We start from the raw sequence: 19,153 nt of genomic DNA, 5'->3' as shown, positions 1-19,153 counted from the left end.
TTTGGTCGAGCCTTCGATCTTGCCCTGGTTCTGGCCTTCGAGGATCAGGTAGCATGGCATCGGCATGATGATTTCCTTTATGTAGATAGTCGGTTGGTTCGCTGTTGATAGCGTAATGGGCACATCCATTCATGGGGCCCGCTCCGGCGGCAAGGCCCCTCAGCCCCACACGCCATCATTTGCCTGCCCCTGCCCAGTCCTTCTTCAGCGCCCTGGGCATGGAAATCATTCTGGGGCGCTTTCGTTACCGGCACATTTCACGCCCACACCGTTTTGGTTACAGTTGAAACACAAGGATGTCTCACCCCCCGGCAATTGCGTCAGCCGGGCGTGACTCTCGAACCCTGCGCCAACGCGCCTGCTGGCGCGCAACGGCGGTTTTCCGTCACCGAGGCCGCTCATTTCCATCTACAATAGCGCGCGGATTGATCGACGCAGCCGGCATCTGACCGGCAAGGGCGCTCAGTACGGGGGATGGCCGTGAAAATATCAAGGGACGGGAAAAACAGCTGGGCAAACGCAGCCGTCGCGTCATGCGCTTCGAGTGAGGCGCGTGCTTGCGTCGATCCGTTCACATCCAGCGCAACAGGCGTTGACGAGGGAGCCGACCTGGCATGAACTCGCTGAAGCGCCTCTGGATGTTCACGCTCACGCTGAACCGTTTTTTCGTCATGTTGCTGGCACTGGTGCTGCTCGTGGGCAGCGTGGCCGGTGTACTGGCCTGGCGCGAGGCGCTGGAACAACGCAGTGCTGTCCTGCGCGAGGCACGATTCCAATTCAATCTCAACACCATCAAGCGCCAGCTCGAATCCGGACTGCAGGTTGGGCTGCAACTGCCCGAGCAGACCGGCATGCAGCATCTCATAGAGCAGGTGCGCGCCTACGAGGTGGTCATTCGTTCCATCGACGTCTTCGACGCCCAGGGGCATATCGTTTTCAGTACCGACGGCGGTGGCGTGGGTGCCAACATCCCGGTGTCCTGGCGCCAGTCCTGCCTGAGCGCGACTGCAGCCAACTGGGGGGCGGAGGATGAAGAGGGCCGCCTGCTGTGCGGTTCGGTCATCACCGGCTTCGATCAGGTCGCCGGGGGTGTGGCCCTGCGCTACGGCCTGCCGGACCGCAGCAGCCTGCTCAATCAACTGACGCGCTATTGGCCGATGTTGCTGGGATTGGGCGCGACGCTGCTGTGCGGTGGCGGCCTGCTGGCGTGGCTGCTGTTGCGCCCGCTGGAGCGGGACCTGCAAGCGCAGACCGCCGCCCTCGCCGGCGATGGTACGGCGCACAACGATGCCTTGTGCGGGCCGTTGGCCGATGCCATCGTGCAAGGCCACGCCTTGCAGCAAGCGCTGGCGCAGGTCGACCGCGAAGCCGATCGGCTCGACAACCTGGAGGCGAGCTGATGCTGCCCCGCCCCTTGCGCAGGCTTTGGCTGGGCTGGTCCTTGCTGATGCTGGCGGCCTTGCTGGCGCTGGTCGCCGGCCTGGGATGGATGGCCCACCGCGCAGCCGCCGATCTGGCGACGCCCGAATTGAAGCAAAGCTCGCGCCTGATTGGCCGCACCTTGGTCGGCGATCTGGAACGGGCCCTGGCCTATCGCATTCCCATCGCCAGCCTGGTCGGCGTCGATGCCTGGTTCAATGGACTGGCGCGCGACAATCCCATGCTGGACCTGCTTGTGCTCACCGATGACCAGGGCAATATCCTGGCCAGGCTTGGCGGCGATGCGACCGTGCTGCGCGAGCTGCGCGCGGCTTCCGCCCATACCACGGCGGCACATGGCATGGCGCGCGGCAGTTTCAGTTACATCGAAACCTTGCCAATCAAGACCCCCGACGGCGCGCTGGCCGGCTGGTTGCACGTGGGCAGCAAAGCTCCCCCCCTGCCGCTCTACGGCTGGTGGTGGTCGCTGTCGGCAGCCGTCGTCCTGGCCGCACTGGCGGCCCTCAGCCTGTTGCAACTGGTCCGCTGGCGCCTGCAGTCGCCCTTGGCACTGTCACACCAGAGCACCCTGGCACTGGCCGGCGGGAAGTTGTCGCACCTCAGCGAGGTACCGGTACGCGATCCGGCTTCGCAATATCAGGCGGCCCTGGCGGGATACCTGCATGCGCTGCGGCGCCGTAACGATGCGCTGCTGCTCAAGCTGGAGGAAGTCCGCGCGGCACATTTCAACCCCGCCATCGTCGAGACCCTGGATAACTTGGCGCGCCCGCTGCTGGCGCGCCGCCCGCCCTCCCATCAGGAGGCCGCGCAGTCCACCGCTCGCGGTGAGAATGCTCAGCACCGTGCGCTACTGGTCACACTGATGTGTGTGCTGACCCTGCTGACCTGCGCCTATGGGCTGCACCGACAATACCAGCAGGCGGATCAGCGTAGGCTCCTGGAAGGCGGCTCCCAACTGCTGCTGCAGTCCTGGCAAGCTGTGCTCGACGAGGACCGTAACCAGTTCGACCAAGATCTGGCACCGCTGCTGACCGCAGAGGCCGGCCCGCGGCTGCTACGCGACAAGAGCCCTGACGATGTCCTGGAGACGGTGATACGGCACAGTACCCGACCCGGGCTGGCGCTGGCCGTGCTGGAGCTGGACGGCTCGCTGCGTGCCGCCGCCGGCCAGTCGCGCGAAGCCACCACCATTCCGGTGCTGACATTGCCCTTGCTGCGGGGCGCCACCGATGGCCTGTACGGCATCTGGCAAAACGGTGTGCGCGATTATCAGAGCGGTGCCGTCAGGCGCATCGAGATCGAGGGACACGCCCTGCTGCTGGTGGCCACCCGCCCGCTGGAAAAGAGTCTGGGCCGCCTGCGCGAACGCCTGCTGGCCACTCGCGTGGCAGCCGGGGACGACGGCGCAAGCAGTCTGCAGGTGGCGGTGGCCGACCTGCGGGGCCAGCCGGTACTGGATGCCTATGCGTCACTGACCAGTCTATGGCGCGCCCACGATCGCAGCAATTTCATGCGCGATGGCAATCAGGCCGCAGTCCTGGTGAGCCTGGCCCTGAATGCGCCCAGCGGGCATGCGCTGGGCACCTTGTTGGCCATGCTTCCGCAGGCGCCCCGGCTGGAACCGGAGGAAGACCTGGCGATCCTGCTGTGGGCAGCACTGGCGGCATCGGCCCTGCTGGCCTTGCTGCTCTACGTGCGCAGCCCGTTCGTGTTGCTCGGACAGGCGACACGGCAGCTGGAAAGACTGGCCGACGGTGACACCGATGTCCAGGCGCCCTTGCAGGGTGTTCGCCAGGTACGACTATGGCACGGCATGATGCAGCGTATTGCCGGCAAGATCGATGCCCTCGAAACGCTTCGCCGTTCGCGCGAGCGCCAGGGCAAGCGTCAGGCGCGTTTCATCCGGCGCCAGATGATGCAGCTGGCCGAGCGCCTCGATGAAGCCGCCCGCCGCGGCATCCTGGAAGACCTGCACCGCATCGAGCACGGCCGGCGCCCGGATGCGACCAGCGATTCCGGAACCGATGAGCGCGCCGGGCGCATCGCTGACGAATTCGGCGTGCTGGCACTGGGTTTCCAGAACTTGGTGAGCCGCGTCGGCGAGCAATACCAGGAACTGGACCGCCTGGTAAACCAGCTCCGCGAGGCCTTGCAAGCCAAGACCCAGTTCATCGCGCTGCAACAAGAACTCGAAATCGCCAGCAAGATGCAGTTATCCATCCTGCCCCGGCAATTCGCCGCCAATCCGGCCTTGTCGCTGCACGCCATGATGATTCCGGCCAAGGAAGTCGGCGGCGATTTCTATGACTTCTTCGACCTCGACGCCCATCGCACTGCCCTGGTGATTGCCGACGTTTCCGGAAAGGGCGTGCCTGCGGCATTCTTCATGGCCGTGTCACGCACGTTGCTACGTGCCATTGCGCCGTATACGAGCAGCGCAGCGGCCTGCATCGCGCGCGTCAACGATCTGCTGGCAGCAGACAATGAAGAGATGATGTTCGTGACCCTCTTCTACGCCATCCTCGACACTCGTGATGGCAGCATGCACTACATCAACGCCGGGCATAACCCTCCCTACCTGCTGCGTGCGGACGGGCGCGCCGGACATCCTCCCGCGACCCGAGGCATTGCCCTGGCAGTGGAGACGGACATGTATTTCGAGCAGGGAACGGTACAGCTTGCGCCGGGCGATGGCCTGTTCCTCTATACCGACGGCATTACCGAAGCCACCGATCCTGTACAACAGCTGTTTGGCGAGCAACGGCTCATCGAAGAGCTGAAACAGGCGACCGGACGGCCGGTAGACCAGATTACCCGACACGTTGTCGAGCGCATCAAGGACTTCGAGGCTGGCGGACCGCAAGCCGATGACATTACTTGCATGATGGTGCGCTACCGGGGTGGCGCATGAATACTCCCGCCCCGCCGCCCCTGGCGCCCTCGGCTTCAGAACGGCAGATGGCCCGGCAAACGGCGCTGGAAGCGCAGGTGCACCTCGCGCAGCGAACGTTGTTCCCCTACGCCGATGTAGCCGGCGGCAAGCGCCTGCTGCTGGCCGCTCAGGTTGTCGCTGCCGATCAGGCGCTCGTCGCTGGTGGCGACAATGGGCCTGCGCCGCATGTCGATGAGGGTGAGCTGTCGTTGCAAGCCATCGATGTCGCCGGCCCAGGCAATGTGCATGCCCGAACGCAGCATGTTGTGGCGGCTGGAGTGATTGCGCAGCGAGACCATGCCCATGCAGACGTTGCGACCATAGCCGCGCGCCAATGCCAGGCGGGCAGCCAGCAGCGCGCGCTGCAAACCGATGCCACGCCATCCCTCGCGCACCATGCAGCTTGTCAGGTGAGCCACCTCCATCCGATCGCGCGGCGGCAGGCCGATCACTGCACCCAGGTTGGCGGGATCCTCCGGGTGCGGCAAGGCCAACATGGCATAGGCCACAAGGCCGCCCTCATGGAAGACGCCGATGGTGGCACCATGCGCACCGAGATGTTGCAGCAGGAAAGTGTGCTCATCGGATTCGCGCACATAGCAATCGGGATCGGGCAACGCCGCCAGCACTTCATCACGCAGCGCCTTGATAGCCGGCAGGTCATCCCGCAAGAGCAAACGGCTGTGCAGTTCCGACCGGCCGGCGAAACCGCCGACAGGCATCTGCGTGGACATGATGGAATATTGCGTCGAATACAAGTCTGAATCTCCTAGACAAGCGTAGGGAAATACTCAGTCTTCGGCGCGAGGAGGGGGAAGGTAAAACTGAATGTGGTTGGAGTCTAACATGGGAAAGCAAGAGTTGGATACTTCAGTTCAAGCGCACTCAATGCGAAAAAAACTGCGTCGCCAGGCGATGCAGTTTTCAGGCTTGTTCTGCGGCTTGCTGTTCTGCCTGACACTGGTACTGATCATCTGGCGGGTCGAGCAGATGTTGACGACGCTGGCCCAGGACAGGACCGATCGCATCGTGCGCCAGCTGGTCGAGGAAGGCGAAGGCGCCATGCGGCTGGGGATCGATGCTGGCGACCTGCAGTTCTACCAGGAGCGTCTGGAGCGCTTGCGCCAGGACGATCCAGGCATCTTGCTGGCCTTCGTCGAAACCCGTACCGGAGAGGCCGTGGCGGAATCGGGCGACCGTGCCCTGCGCCGGCTGATTGATCCACGCTGGATCCAGCGCCTGATGAGCGGGGGACGCAGCGCGGCCAGTGAACTGCGTCACCTGCCGGCGCACACGATCAGCGGTGCCACTCTGTTCGATCCGACCGGTAGCCCGGTAGCCAGCCTGTGGCTGGTCGCGAGCCCCGAGGCGCTGCGCATCCAGGCGCGCAGCGCAGCCCAGGCGGTGGTCCTGAAGGCCTTGCCGCTGGCGGTGCTGTCCTGCCTGGTTCTCTACCTGGCCATGCATGGCTGGGCCAGGCGCAGCATCTGGCTGGTCGCCGGCCACACTGGCACGGCCGGTAGCAGGCGCGCGCGGCGCGCCGCGCCGCTGATGCTGGCGGCCCTGTTGCTGGCTTCCCCGGCGATGATCTGGATCGCTCGTGAAGCCGCCCGCCCCTACGTCAGTGCACAGATCGAATCCAGCGCCGACATGGTGGCAGCCAGCGTGGCCGGCCAGGTCCAGCGCGCGCTGGACCTGGGCGTGCCACTGCAGTCGCTCAACGGGCTGCCAGCCCTGTTCGCGGATCGACTGGCGGTGGCGCGCGAGCTGTCCTGGCTGGCCCTGCGCGGCCCCGACGGCCAGGAACTGGCGCATGCCGGCACCAGCCATCCGGATGACATCATGACCGAGCGCAGCGCCCCGGTTGGCGGCAGCAGCGCCCGCATCGTGGCCGCCTATTCGCACAACTACGTGGATCGCGCACTGGGCGCAATGCTGCTGGACCTGGTACTGGCCGTGGTCATCAGCGTGGTGCTGCTGCGTGAGCTCACCCGAGGGCTGTGGCGCCGTTCGCTGCTGCATCCTTTGCTGGACTATCGCATTGCCCGCGTCTGGTGGTGGATTGATGGCCTGCGGGGACGCAAGCCCTCGTCGAAGACCGTCGAAGAGGCACGCAAGAAATGCAAGGCTGAACTCTCCATCGCCGCCTCGGGCCACGTCCACGGCGAGATCGACAGCGGCGGCACGGATTTCGGCGTCCAGCTGACGCGGCTGCGGCTGGCTGTGTTCCTGATTGCGCTGTCGGATGAATTGCTGCGTCCCTTCTTCACCGCTTTCGCAAGTGAGATGCAAACGTCTTCTGCATGGCTGTCACCGGCCATGCTGGCCGGTCTTCCGGTGGTGGCCTTCATGTGCACGCTGGCCTTGTCGCAGATCATCGGCCCCATGCTGGCACAACGTTTCGACCTGCGCCGCATGCTCATGCTCGCGGCACCGGCAGGAGCCCTGGCGCTGGTCGGAACGGCCTTCACCCACGATGTTGGCGCGCTGGTATTGTTGCGCTCGGTCAGCGGCGCAGCCTACGGCCTGGGATTGATCCTGGTGCAGACCGCCATCGTGCGCCATGCGCCTCCAGCCCAACGCGCCCGCAGCCTGGCGGAGGTGGCTGCGGCCATCGTCGCCGCCGGCATCGTCGGCCCTCCGTTCGGCGGCATGCTGTCAGGCCGTATCGGTGACGCCCACGCCTTGCTGGCCTGCGCGCTGGCGATGATCGGCGCCCTCGTGGTGGCATCGCGCCTGCGCCTGTCGTGTACCGCGCGGGGCGCGGAGACCCTGGTAACCACCACGGCACCCACCTGGCGTGGCTACCTGGCGGTCCTCCACAACTGGCGGGCCATGTGCGTGATCCTGGGGTCGGCACTGCCGGCCAGGCTGGTGGCTGTGACCGTCCTGGTGGTGGTGGCACCGCTGTACGTCAGGCAGCTGGAGCTGTCAGCCGATGCCGCGGGCCGGGTGATGTTGATGTATTTCCTGTGCTTTGCGGCAACCGCCTCGTTGATGGCGCACTGGTCTGACCTGCTGGGGCAGCGCAAACCGTTCATTGTGGCCGGTTGCCTCGTGGCTGCTGTGGCCTGCCTGCAGTTGCCGGCCATCCAGGGCATCGGCGGACTGGCGCTTTGCTGCGCCTTGCTGGGCGTGGGTCAGGCGGTCCAGTCCTCGCCCCAGATCACGCTGGTGACCGAGCTGTTCGAGCGCAAGGATGCCTCCGTTCAGGCCGCCACGCCTGAGCAGGCGCTGGCGGCCTTCCGCCTGATCGAACGGGGCGGCAGCATCATCGCCCCCTTCGTGACCGCATTGGCGATCGCACTGCTGGGCCTGGAGGGTGCGGTAGCGGCCGTGGGCGTGTTGCTGGCGCTGGGCGCGCTCGGAGTCTGGCTGGGGCTGCGACCCTCTGCGTCGCTGGCGATCAGCGCTCGCTCTTGATGAATCACATGCTTATACCAAGGAATTGTTCCATGCATGCCTTCTTTGCTTTCACGTCGGCCGGGATGACCCGCTTGCTGTGTGCGCTTTTTCTCTGCAATGCGACGCTGGCCCTGGCCCAGACGCCGGCTCCCCGGGACCAGCCGGTCGAGGCGCGCCATATCGGGACGGTGACCATTGCCATGGTCCTGCCGCGCGAGGAACAGAATATCGAGGAAGCCTTCAAGGCTTATCTGCAGCATCAGGGCCTGTCGGTGCATTACATCCCAATTCGCTTCAGCGGCAGAGCCGAGGACGCCGGCCGCTTGCGCCAGGAAGTGCGCGATGCGCATCCCGACCTGATCTATTCCTGGGGCACGCCCACCACCCTGGCACTGGCTGGCAAGGTCGATGGCCCGGCGGGCGACGCCATTCGCGACATTCCCATCGTCTTTACGGAGGTGACCGATCCGGTCGGAGCCGGACTGATGCGCTCACTAGATCACCATGAGAGCAACGTCACCGGCGTGAGTCACGTAGCGCCGCTGCCGGTGCAGCTCAATGCGATACGCTCATATCGCCCGTTCAGTCGGCTGGGCTACCTGCACAATCCGGCCGAACCCAATTCCGCGCTGGTCCGCGCCCAGCTGCAGCAACTGGCAGCGCAGCAGAAATTCGAGGTGGAAAGCGCAGACATTCCGCTCGATGCCCGCGGCGAACCTGATGTCCAGGCCCTGCCGGGTCTGATCCGCAGCATGGCCGAACGCAAGGTGGATTTCCTGTACATCGGCCCCAGTACGTTGCTGGCCTTCACCCACCGGGATCTGGTCACCGGGGCGGCGCTGCAGGCCCGCCTGCCCACGTTCTGCGCCACCGAGAGCATCGTGCGGCGCTCCGGCTGCATGTTCGGATTGTTTTCCAACGGGGCCAACACCGGGCGTTACGCTGCCGCCAAGGCCATGCAGATTCTGGTACAGCACATCCCTGCACAACGCATACCGGCCTCCACCCTGCAGCGCTTCTCGCTGCTGATCAACATGCGCACCGCGCAGGGCCTGGACTTGTACCCACCCATGCTGCTGCTCAATATCGCTGAAGTCATCGGCTTGGGACCGAACCCGTTGCGGCTGGGCATGGCGCCGCGATGAGCCGGAAATACACAGTCCATTTGGACTAGTGCCAATGTCCGTGAGAATTCCTACAATGCTGTTGGATTTGCCGACTTCAGGAGGGGGAACCGGACCGCCATTCAGCGGGCCGGGCTTCGGGGGGGGGGCGAGTCCGGATCACCACAACAAGAAGCGACCAAATGCGCGACAGGCTCATCGGCTTGTCGCGCTGGATTGCAAACTCAACACGTACACCAGGGCCTGGGCGAGCCGACAGGCTGACTCTGCGCCATTAATCCCGCCATTTACCTGGGATTCATCAGGAAGAAAGGGGCGAATCGATTGCATTTCAGATGCACAAAGTCAATTGATTCGTCTGGCACTTACCTACCCTCTCAAGGGGTTTTCTCCTGACTCAGAGCGAGCCGGGGGCGGATTGATCGCTGCCTGAATGAAGAGATATTGACGTCCCGCCGTAGAGCCCAAAAAGAGAATCCAACTATGCACTGCCTCGTCGCACAGCATCGTCGAGCAAATTCGATCTCAACAAGAAAATGCCAGAATCAAGAGGGCGTAAATAGGCGCAAGACGCATTACAGCATCGAACCGTCTCCGGGCCATTGATACGCCGTGAAGCCTGCCCTTGCTTCACCGACCTAACTCCTTTGAGCAGCAAAACTCGCCTGCAACGGCTCACCCTCGTTGCACCCGGCCAATGCCGACCCTTCGTCACAGGCCGCACCGGCATGAAAAAAATATCATGCCCCCTCCCCGCCTCCCCCGCTTCCAGTCCTCACTGCCACCTCTTTGAACGACCATCAGTCCCCTCACGTTGGCATTTCCCTTGTGGCCAGCTCTTGTCAAGCGGCCAACGGCACTTTTGTGCGATTTACCGAAGCATTTCAATCCGATTGAATCGGCCCGGGACAACAAAATTCATATAGCAAGCTTGCGGCACCGGCCCGGGTCCGTCAGAGGCGCAGTCTGGCCTCCTTACGAACCCAGCGGCGCTGCGGGCCACACGTCCCCGGGGAAAGACGCAGCCTGCGCAGACTTTCCTCGAACGCCTTCGCCTTCACCGGCGTACTTCAAAGGGAAACCATGTCGACCCATTCCGCCACGCAAGCACCACGCGCCGCCGCAACCCCGCTCCCGGATCCGGTCATCACCCGCATCGACAAACGCTTCGTCCAGATCAAGACCGGCAGCGTCACCAAAATCATCTTTGCGCCGATCTCTCCCGACATCAAGCTCTTCGACCCACCGGAAAAACCCGCTGCCACACCGTTAGCCACCAAGCCGCCAGCCATCGCAAGCAAGCCCGTCGTCAAGCCGCCTGTGGCCAGCCCCACCAAACCGGCGCCAGCCAAGCCGTCGCCCATCCAAACGCCGGTCAACGTCAAACCGGACATCGCCGCGGCCCCGATCGCCGGCAAGCCCGCAAGCGACAAGTCCGGCAGACTCGACATGTCCGCCAGCTTCGACGCGCCGGTCAGCATCCCCACCGTGCACCCTGCCACGCCTGCCGTCGTCCCGGCATCGACCCCGGTCTCGCCGCGGCAGGTTGTCACCCCGCCCGGCGCCGTCGCCACCCCACCTGCAGCCATCAGAAGCAAGCCCGCCGCTGCAGTGCCGACACCAGCCCCCGTGCAGGTACAAGCGCCCGCCAGCCTCAAGCCAGCCACCCCGGAAAAACAGCCAGCCCCCACGACCATGCCAGCTCTGCGGGACAAGATCGATGGCAAGGACGTGCTGGTCTACGGCAACCCGAAGTCCTACCAAGATCTGGACTATTGCCAGGGCGATGCCGTCCCGGGCTACATGGGCACCTGTTCAGAAACCAGCATCGCCAACCTGCTCATGATCGCCGGTCGGGATGTGACCGAAAAGGACGTAGTCCAGAGAGCCATCGACAACGGCTGGTGCGACACCGTCAGCTCCAATCCCGGCCAGCGCGGCGGCACCGTCTTGGGGATGCAACGCCTGCTGCTGGAAAGTTATGGCATGCCCGTCGAGGCCATCACGGACTACGATCCCAACAAACTGGCCGCCCTCATCAAGGAGGGCAGAGGTGTGCTCATGGGCGTGAACGGCTATGCGCTGTGGAGTGCCGATCTGGACAAGAAATTGCTGGAACTGATCAACGTCAATCACATGATCAACCTGACCGGCGCTGTCTATGCGGCCGATACCGGTGCCCTGCAAGGCTTCTACATTGTCGACTCGGGACGCGGACGGTCCGGCGATGCCGCACGCTACGTTTCACTGAGCGAACTGGACAAGGCCGCGCACTTCCAGTCCGGTTGCTCGGGTTTTTATACTGTCGATCCGATCAAGAAGCTGGCGCTGCCCGAGGATCCCAGGATGGCCGATCCGGCCAAACCGCAACACAAGCTCATCACCGGCCCGGATGTGCTGACTTATGGCAATCCCTTTGCCTTCTCCAACGATCTCGACTACAACCAGGGGGATGCGGTCGCCCGCTATGAAGGCACGTCAGGCGAGGTCTGCATCGCCAACCTGGCCACCATCGCCGGCATGTCCGTAACGGAAAAGGACGTGGTCAACAAGGCCATCGCCGAAAAACTGTGCGATACCACCAGCAAATCCACCACCAAGCGCGGCACCATCAGTGCGGAAAACGAACTGATCCTGCTCAAGGAATTTGGCCTGGCCTCGACATTGACTCAGGGCTTCGACGAAAACGCTGTGGCACGCGACATCCTCGCGGGCAAAGGCGTCATCGTCACGGTCAATGGCAGCAACCTCTGGGCCAAGAACATTCCGGTCAACGTCGGCATGACCGATCACATGATCGCCATCATCGGCGTGGGCTACGGTGCACAAAGCGGCGAGGTGGACGGTTTCTACATCAGCGATTCCGGCCGGGGGCGCGATACCGACACCTGCCGCTACGTCAGCTTGCAGACCTTGCGCGATTGCACCAACGCCAGCGGCTCCGTCACCATCACCACCAACGACGCCATCAAGCCCTTCAACAGGATCAATGGCGGGGCTGGCGCCGCCCTGGATCAAGCCGCAGCCGATGGCAAACTGTCCGGCCAGGCCGGGCTGACCGCACCGGCAAAGCCTGCCGCATCCGGCGGCAATGCACTGGCAGCGCACTACCTGGACAGCTTCACCGCCCCCGCCCCGTTCGGCGACGACGAAGGCTCGCAACACAAGCTGCCCGGCGTGAAGGTCAGGAAGCACATCTTCCTGGCCAGCGACAAACAGGACCTAGCACTGGAAGCCGACAACCTCGATGCCACCGGCAATGCGCAAAACAACCGGCTCACCGGCAACGACCGCAACAACATCCTCGATGGCCTGGGCGGTGCCGACACCATGACCGGCGGCAAGGGCGACGACAGCTATTACGTCGACAACAGCGGCGACCGCGTGGTCGAGAAGGCGGGCGAAGGCATCGATACGGTCTATGCGACGGTCAGCACCACGCTTGCCGACAATGTCGAGAACCTGGTCCTGATCGATGCCACCAAGCCGCAGAGCGCGGTGTTCAATGGCGTCAACGTGCTGGTGTACGGCATGCCGAAGTCCTACCTGCTGGACTACGCGCAGGGCGATGCCGTCCCCGATTTCCTGGGCACCTGCGGCGAGACGGTCGTGGCCAACATGAGCGTGCTGGCCGGCCGGCCCCTCACGGAAAAGGAAGTGGTCACCCGCGCCATCGACGAAATGCTCTGCGACGTCATCGACCCCTTGCCGGAGCACCGGGGCGGCACCTACACGGAGGGCCAGCAAGCCCTGCTCAAGGATTTCGGTCTTGACGCTACCATCACGCATGGCTTCGATGAAATGGCAGTCGCCCGGAGCATCAAGGAGGGCAAGGCGGTCGGCCTGAGCGTCAATGCCAGCCGGCTCTGGGACATGCCCATGGCCAGCAACAACCGCAGCAACCATTGCGTCACGGTCACCGGGGTGGCCTACTCGGTCGATACCGAGCAGATTGCCGGCTTCTTCATTGCCGACTCCGGACGCGGCAGAGCGGACGACATGAGCCGTTACGTCACGCTGCGGCAATTGCGCTACGCCACCGATGTCACCTCGGCCGACACCCTGACCACCGACCAGGCGGTCAAGCTCTTCGGGCAGAACGTGAATGCCACCGGCAACGGCCTTGACAACATCCTGGCCGGCAACGGCGGCGACAATGTCCTCACAGGCGGCAAGGGCAATGACCTGCTCATCGGCGGGGCCGGCAACGACAGCTATCGCTTCGCCAAGGGCGACGGCCAGGACGCGGTGTACGACCACGATGCCACCCTAGGCAAGGTCGACACCATCAGCTTCGCCGACGCCCGGCAGGACAACCTGTGGTTCAGCAAGGCCGGCCAGGACCTGCGCATCAAGGTACTGGGCACGACCGACCAGGTGACGGTGAAGGACTGGTATGCCGGCGCTGCCGGGACGACCGACAACCACATCGAGCGCATCAAGACCGCCGACGGCAAATCCTTGCTGGACACTGATGTCGAAAAGCTGGTGCAAGCCATGGCCAGCTTCGCCCCGCCTGCGGCGACCCAGACTACCTGGGCGCAGGCACAAGGAGGCGACGGCAAGGTCTTGCTGGCGGTCAGCCATTGATGGAGGGACCGATTGGGGCCATTGCGCATTGAACGGCAGGCCCCAGGCAAGCCGGTAGCGAATCAGACCTCGCTGCCGGCTTCCGTTTTTTTGCAAATTGCTTCACCAGCTCAGTAGGCTGCTGCCCCCGGCGGGCGGCGGCAAGGGGCTCCCGGAGAAAACTTCATTTCCCGGCTTTTTTTTCACGATCCACGTGCCCCGGGGCCGATTGCACACCGCCTGCGCGCAGCGGCGTGCTGAACTGCTACAATCCGCGCCTTTGCTGGCTGGTGCGCGAACCTTTCCTGCACCAGCCGCGCCATCCAGCGAGGACCCGCCATGCCCACCCAGGAAGAATTCGACGCACTCAAGCAAAGCCACAACGCCTTGCTCAACAAGTTCATCGAGAACAATACCGCTGACCAGATCCTGTTCTCCACCCTCTTCACGGCTGCGGCCGTGCTGTCCAAGGATGGCAAGCAGTTCACCGAAGGCGCCATGGGCATCGCCCGCTCGCTGGCCGCGCAGTTGAACGCCGGCGGCACCATGCCCAAGGCCCTGCTGGAGACGGTCGAAACCCGCATCGCCACCATCGAGGCGCTGCTCAAGGACAAGTTCGACTGAGTCGCGCGCCCCATGGCCGTCGATCACTACGAGAACTTCCCCGTTGCCTCGCTGCTGCTGCCGGCGCGTCTGCGCTCGGCCGTAACCGCCATCTACGCCTTTGCCCGCAGCGCCGACGACATCGCCGATGAAGGCGACGCCCGCCCCGAAGAACGCCTGGCCGCACTGCATGCCTACGACGCGCAGCTCGACCTGATCGAGCAGCAGTTGCCCTGCACGCATCCCATCTTCACCCGGCTGCAGCAGACCACCGCCGATCACGCCCTGCCGCTGCAACCCTTCCGCGACCTGCTCTCGGCCTTCCGCCAGGATGTGGTGACCACCCGCTACCCCCATTATTCGGACCTGCTGGACTACTGCCGCCGGTCTGCGAACCCGGTAGGAACCCTGATGCTTCACCTGTACGGTGCGGCAAATGAAGAAAACCTCCGGGATTCGGATGCCATCTGCAGCGCCTTGCAACTCATCAACTTCTGGCAAGACGTCGCCATCGACTGGCAAAAGACGCGCATCTACCTGCCACTCGAGGACCTGGAGCGCTTCGGAATCAATGAAAACGACATCGCCCAAGCCTGCAGCGACCAGCGCTGGCAGCAATTGATGCAGTTCGAGGTCACGCGGGCGCGGGAACTGATGCTTTCCGGTGCCCCGCTGGCGCGCCGCCTGCCGGGCCGTATCGGACTGGAACTGCGCATGGTGGTACAAGGCGGACTGCGCATCCTGGAGCGCATCGAGGCGGTGCAAGGCGATGTCTTCCGCCAGCGCCCCAAGCTGGGCAAGCCGGACTGGCTCATCATCGGCTGGCGCGGCCTGACCCGATAAACCGCAGCCGGAATGAAAAAGCCCCGCCCGGCACATTGGCCAGGCGGGGCTTCAAAAAGAAGCGGTCGCGTACTGGTTCAGACCAGCAAGGCTGCGGTCAGGGTGCGGATCTGTTCTTCGGAATCATCCAGCATCTCGCGCAGCGAACGGTCCCCGATATAGTCATCCACCAGGCTCTCGCCGCCGACGCCGGCTTCGGCCACCGCAGTGCGCGCCAGTGGCGAAGGCACCGGGGACAATTCCTTGGCCAGCAGCAGCACGTCGCCGATGGTCTGGGGCGGCAGTACCCGCACGCCGTGCCACAGGGATTCGATGGCATCGACCACCGGCTGCGGCACACCCAGCTTCTTGAGCACGGCACGGCCGATCATCTTCTCCCCGTACTCCATCCAGTCCTCGGTGCCGCCGTCGAGCAGGCCGGGGAAATCATCCGTGCGCGAGAGCAGGTAGAAACCACCCACTTCATGCACGATGCCGGCAAACATCGCCGTTTCCGGATCGGCCTTGGTCAGCTTGGAAGTCAGCACGTAGGCGGTGGCCGCCACGTGGGCGCAGTGCTCCCACAGTTGGGCCGACTTGATGCGCATCCCGGGATTGTTGATGGTACGCCCCAACTGGCGCACGATCACCGAGGTGGTGATGGTGTTGAGGGTGCGGAAGCCCAGCCGCATCACGGCCGCCCGCACGTTGTTGATCTCGCCGCCGGAACGGTTGTAGGCCGCCGAATTGGCAATGGCCACGGTGCGTGCCGAGACCAGCGGTTCGGCCATCACCAGCTTGGCGGCCAACTCCAGATGGCATTCCGGGTCGGCCAGGGCCTTTTGCAGCTTCAGCGAGGCGCTGACGTTGGCCGGGAATACCAGCTCGCCGCGACCAGCCTGCGAGGCGATGTTGCGAAAGATTTCCAGTCTGTCCATATTGTCTCCAGCCTCCAGGGGGCCATCGTCGATGGCCGGGGTTGCCGATGTGCCGCGCAGCAAGCGGGGTTGACCGCTGCAACGCCACGTCTGGTTAGATTAACGGCAGAATTCATCCGGATTTGATGTCATGTGAATTTGTTTTTCCGGGATGCGCTTGACCCGAGCTTAATGGACAACGCCGGGGGCCGCAATAGACGGGTTTCAGGCCCCGTTTCAAGGCCGGGTCAACGGCAGCCGGCATTTGCCCTGCCGGGCGCACTCGGCTAGCATAGCGCCTTTGCCGCAGGGGGCCGTCAGGCTACCTGCCCCATGCTTCAACCGCCCGCCACGCATCCATGTCTCCAGACGAATACTGCCAGCAGAAGGCCGCCGCCAGCGGTTCCAGTTTTTATTACAGCTTCCTGTTCCTGCCGCCGCAGCGCCGGCTGGCGATCACGGCGCTGTACGCCTTTTGCCGCGAGGTCGACGATACCGTCGATGAAATCGAGGACGCCATGGTGGCCCGCACCAAGCTCATGTGGTGGCGCAAGGAAATCGCCGCCATGCTCGAAGGCCAGCCCACGCACCCGGTCACCAAGGCCCTGCACCCGCACGTGGCGACCTACCAGCTCAAGGGAGAACACCTGCAAGCCATCATCGATGGCATGGAAATGGACCTGGACCAGACCCGCTACCTCGACTATCCCGGCCTGCAGCGCTACTGCTGGCACGTGGCCGGGGTGGTCGGGGTGCTCTCGGCCAGCATCTTCGGCCATACCCAGCCCGGCACCCTGCTCTTTGCCGAAAAGCTGGGGCTGGCCTTCCAGCTCACCAACATCATCCGCGATGTCGGCGAGGATGGCCGCAAGGGCCGCATCTACCTGCCCGTCAATGAATTGCAGCAATTCAACGTCACTGCTGCCGACATCCTCAACGCCCGCCACAGCGAGCGCTTCGAGGCACTGATGAAGTTCCAGGTCGAGCGCGCCCAGGCGGTCTATGACGAAGCCTTCGCCCTGCTGCCCAAGGAGGACCGCCGCGCCCAGCGCCCCGGCCTGATGATGGCCGCCATCTATCGCACCCTGCTGGACGAGATCACGCGCGATGGCTACCACGTGCTCAACCAGCGCATCTCGCTCACCCCCATCCGCAAGCTCTGGCTGGCCTGGAAGACCTATGTCTTCGGCTGAACAGGTGTGCTCCCGATGAACGCCCCGCGTCACTACGCCGTCATCGGTGCCGGCTGGGCCGGGTGCGCTGCTGCCGTGGCGCTGGCCGCCAGCGGCCATCGCGTGAGCCTGTTCGAAGCTGCCCGTACGCTGGGCGGCCGCGCGCGCCGGGTAGAACTGGACGAGCGCACGCTCGACAATGGCCAGCACATCCTGCTCGGGGCCTATCGTTCCACGCTGGCGCTGATGAAGCAGGTCGGCGTCGATCCGGCCAGCGCCTTGCTGCGCCTGCCCTTGCAGATGCGCTATCCGCTGGCCACGGGGGCCGAGGGCATGGATTTCGTGGCACCCCGCCTGCCGGCCCCCTGGCATGTGGCCGTGGCGCTACTGCGGGCCCAGGGATTGCAACGCGACGACAAGATGGCGCTGGCGCGCTTTTCCACCACGGCGCGCTGGATGGGCTGGCAGCTGCATCAGGATTGCAGCGTGGCCGAGCTGCTGGAACGTTATGAGCAGACCGCGCGCCTGATCCGGCTGATGTGGCGTCCGCTGTGCATCGCCGCGCTCAATACCGCGCCGGAACGGGCTTCGGCGCAAGTCTTCCTGAACGTGCTGCGTGATAGCCTGGGCGCGCGCCGCGCCGCCTCCGACATGCTGATCCCGCGCGTTGACATGAGCGCATTGCTGCCCGATGCGGCCGCGGCCTATCTGGGCAAGCGCGGCGGCCTGGTGCAGACAGGCGTGGCCGTGGCTCGCCTGCTGCCGGGCAATGACGAGGGCAGTTGGCGGCTGGAAGACCGCGCCGCTGAAAGCCTGGGCGAATTCGCCGGGGTGGTGCTGGCCACCGGCCCCGACGCCGCCGCGCAGCTGCTGGAAGGTCTGCATGACACGGCGCTCCTGCAGGCACTGGAACACGAACCGATCACCACCTGCTACCTGCAATACCCGTCTGGCATGCGCCTGCCGGCTCCCTTCCTGGCGCTGGCCGATGATCCGCAACGCCAGGCCTGGGGCCAGTTCGTCTTTGATCGCGGGCAATTGGGCGGCGATGCGGGCTTGCTGGCCGTCGTCGTCAGCGCGGCCGGTCAGGCCATCGCCGATGGCCATGCGGCACTGAGCGCGGGCATCGCGCGCCAACTGGCGAACGACTTCGGCGACGCGGCCCTGGCCACGCCCGGCTGGAGCCGCGTCATCACTGAAAAACGCGCCACCTTCGCCTGCACGCCCGGCCTGCAACGGCCCGACAATACCGGCATGCCTGCCGGACTGGCACTGGCCGGGGATTATGTGGCAGGTGACTACCCCGCCACCCTGGAAGGCGCGGTGCGCAGCGGCATGGCGGCAGCGCGGCTGCTGGCGGCCTGACCGTAAAATTTTCATGGATGGCGGCAAAGGGATTCACCCCAAGCCCAGCGGGTATGCACTAGCATAACGGTCATTCTGCAGTCCTTTTGTCCGCAGCCCGATTCCGGTTCGTGTCTGCAAGCCCAACACAAGGCGGCCCTGGCCGTCCACCATAACAACGGAGAAAAACACCATGCCGGTCATGACCTGTGTCGAAGACTTCCGCCTGCTGGCCAAGAAGCGCGTTCCCAAGGCTTTCTACGATTACGCCGACAGCGGCTCCTACACCGAGAGCACCTATCGCGCCAACACCAAGGATCTGGCCGCCCTGAAGCTGCGCCAGCGCGTTGCCATCAATGTCGATGAGCGCAGCACCCGCAGCACCATGATCGGCCACGACGTGACCATGCCGGTGGCCATCGCCCCGACCGGCCTGACCGGCATGCAATGGGCCAATGGCGAGATGCTGGGTGCCATCGCGGCCGAGAAGTTCGGCATCCCCTTCACCCTCTCCACGATGAGCATCTGCTCCATCGAGGACGTGGCCAGCGTGACCACGAAACCCTTCTGGTTCCAGCTCTACGTGATGCGCGACCGTGGCTTCGTGCAGTCCCTGATCGACCGCGCCAAGGCCGCCAAGTGCTCGGCCCTGGTACTGACGCTGGACCTGCAGATCCTCGGCCAGCGCCACAAGGACCTGAAAAACGGCATGTCCGTGCCGCCCAAGCTGACCCTCGACACCCTGCTCGACCTGGCCAGCAAGCCCGGCTGGGCGCTGCGTGCACTGGGCGGCCGCAAGACCTTCGGCAACCTGGCCGGCCACAT

General features: G+C 64.4%; 12 protein-coding genes. 10 read left to right on the top strand and 2 right to left on the bottom strand.

Annotation, left to right across the window (positions count from 1 at the left end; genetic code table 11):
* Window positions 1-614 precede the first annotated feature (614 nt).
* Both B3873_RS08375 and B3873_RS08370 read left to right on the top strand, forming a co-directional pair.
* Window positions 615-1,400, top strand: coding sequence for a hypothetical protein (locus B3873_RS08375; RefSeq protein WP_039787845.1), 786 nt, complete (start codon window positions 615-617; stop codon window positions 1,398-1,400).
* Complete coding sequence (locus B3873_RS08370) at window positions 1,400-4,351, top strand: PP2C family protein-serine/threonine phosphatase (RefSeq protein ID WP_286865237.1); 2,952 nt, start codon at window positions 1,400-1,402, stop codon at window positions 4,349-4,351. Before B3873_RS08375 ends, B3873_RS08370 begins: the two co-directional genes overlap by 1 nt.
* A 35-nt stretch (window positions 4,352-4,386) precedes the next feature.
* Here B3873_RS08370 and B3873_RS08365 read toward each other — a convergent pair whose 3' ends face one another.
* The gene (locus tag B3873_RS08365) at window positions 4,387-5,130 is read right to left on the bottom strand and encodes a GNAT family N-acetyltransferase (RefSeq protein WP_209534778.1); all 744 of its coding nucleotides are present in this window, start codon (window positions 5,128-5,130) and stop codon (window positions 4,387-4,389) included.
* 130 nt (window positions 5,131-5,260) lie between these two features.
* On the opposite strand from B3873_RS08365, the gene B3873_RS08360 reads away from it, so the two are divergent.
* From B3873_RS08360 to hpnC, 5 genes are all read left to right on the top strand, one after another.
* Complete coding sequence (locus B3873_RS08360) at window positions 5,261-7,795, top strand: MFS transporter (protein WP_286865234.1); 2,535 nt, start codon at window positions 5,261-5,263, stop codon at window positions 7,793-7,795.
* A 32-nt stretch (window positions 7,796-7,827) separates the two neighbouring features.
* On the top strand, window positions 7,828-8,922 hold the full coding sequence (locus B3873_RS08355; protein WP_286865232.1) for an ABC transporter substrate-binding protein: 1,095 nt from the start codon (window positions 7,828-7,830) through the stop codon (window positions 8,920-8,922).
* 1,062 nt (window positions 8,923-9,984) lie between these two features.
* A complete protein-coding gene (locus B3873_RS08350; protein ID WP_286865230.1) occupies window positions 9,985-13,491 on the top strand; it encodes a calcium-binding protein in 3,507 nt (1,168 codons plus the stop codon).
* A gap of 318 nt (window positions 13,492-13,809) precedes the next feature.
* On the top strand, window positions 13,810-14,094 hold the full coding sequence (locus B3873_RS08345) for a hypothetical protein (RefSeq protein ID WP_006463927.1): 285 nt from the start codon (window positions 13,810-13,812) through the stop codon (window positions 14,092-14,094).
* Between the two features lie 12 nt (window positions 14,095-14,106).
* Window positions 14,107-14,916 (top strand): squalene synthase HpnC, encoded by an 810-nt coding sequence (gene hpnC / locus B3873_RS08340; protein ID WP_286865225.1) that lies wholly within the window; start codon window positions 14,107-14,109, stop codon window positions 14,914-14,916.
* A 77-nt stretch (window positions 14,917-14,993) separates the two neighbouring features.
* Here hpnC and B3873_RS08335 read toward each other — a convergent pair whose 3' ends face one another.
* Window positions 14,994-15,833 (bottom strand): HDOD domain-containing protein, encoded by an 840-nt coding sequence (locus tag B3873_RS08335; protein WP_039787857.1) that lies wholly within the window; start codon window positions 15,831-15,833, stop codon window positions 14,994-14,996.
* A 338-nt stretch (window positions 15,834-16,171) separates the two neighbouring features.
* On the opposite strand from B3873_RS08335, the gene hpnD reads away from it, so the two are divergent.
* From hpnD to B3873_RS08320, 3 genes are all read left to right on the top strand, one after another.
* On the top strand, window positions 16,172-17,005 hold the full coding sequence (hpnD, locus tag B3873_RS08330) for a presqualene diphosphate synthase HpnD (RefSeq protein WP_034331572.1): 834 nt from the start codon (window positions 16,172-16,174) through the stop codon (window positions 17,003-17,005).
* Window positions 17,006-17,020: 15 nt separating this feature from the next.
* Window positions 17,021-18,349, top strand: coding sequence for a hydroxysqualene dehydroxylase HpnE (gene hpnE / locus B3873_RS08325; RefSeq protein WP_286865223.1), 1,329 nt, complete (start codon window positions 17,021-17,023; stop codon window positions 18,347-18,349).
* A gap of 172 nt (window positions 18,350-18,521) precedes the next feature.
* A partial coding sequence (locus B3873_RS08320) for an alpha-hydroxy acid oxidase (protein WP_286865221.1) occupies window positions 18,522-19,153 on the top strand: 632 nt, incomplete at its 3' end.

This window comes from Herbaspirillum sp. UBA812 (assembly GCF_002296545.1).
GTDB lineage: Bacteria > Pseudomonadota > Gammaproteobacteria > Burkholderiales > Burkholderiaceae_D > Herbaspirillum > Herbaspirillum huttiense.
Note: the sequence above shows the minus strand (reverse complement) of the source record. Positions and strands in the feature narration are given on the sequence as shown.

Bases quoted from the DNA above. Each gene is read 5' to 3' on its own strand.
- B3873_RS08375 (WP_039787845.1), top strand. From the start codon at position 615: ATGAACTCGCTGAAGCGCCTCTGGATGTTCACGCTCACGCTGAACCGT.
- B3873_RS08370 (WP_286865237.1), top strand. From the start codon at position 1,400: ATGCTGCCCCGCCCCTTGCGCAGGCTTTGGCTGGGCTGGTCCTTGCTG.
- B3873_RS08360 (WP_286865234.1), top strand. From the start codon at position 5,261: ATGCGAAAAAAACTGCGTCGCCAGGCGATGCAGTTTTCAGGCTTGTTC.
- B3873_RS08355 (WP_286865232.1), top strand. From the start codon at position 7,828: ATGCATGCCTTCTTTGCTTTCACGTCGGCCGGGATGACCCGCTTGCTG.
- B3873_RS08350 (WP_286865230.1), top strand. From the start codon at position 9,985: ATGTCGACCCATTCCGCCACGCAAGCACCACGCGCCGCCGCAACCCCG.
- B3873_RS08345 (WP_006463927.1), top strand. From the start codon at position 13,810: ATGCCCACCCAGGAAGAATTCGACGCACTCAAGCAAAGCCACAACGCC.
- hpnC (WP_286865225.1), top strand. From the start codon at position 14,107: ATGGCCGTCGATCACTACGAGAACTTCCCCGTTGCCTCGCTGCTGCTG.
- B3873_RS08335 (WP_039787857.1), bottom strand. From the start codon at position 15,833: ATGGACAGACTGGAAATCTTTCGCAACATCGCCTCGCAGGCTGGTCGC.
- hpnD (WP_034331572.1), top strand. From the start codon at position 16,172: ATGTCTCCAGACGAATACTGCCAGCAGAAGGCCGCCGCCAGCGGTTCC.
- hpnE (WP_286865223.1), top strand. From the start codon at position 17,021: ATGAACGCCCCGCGTCACTACGCCGTCATCGGTGCCGGCTGGGCCGGG.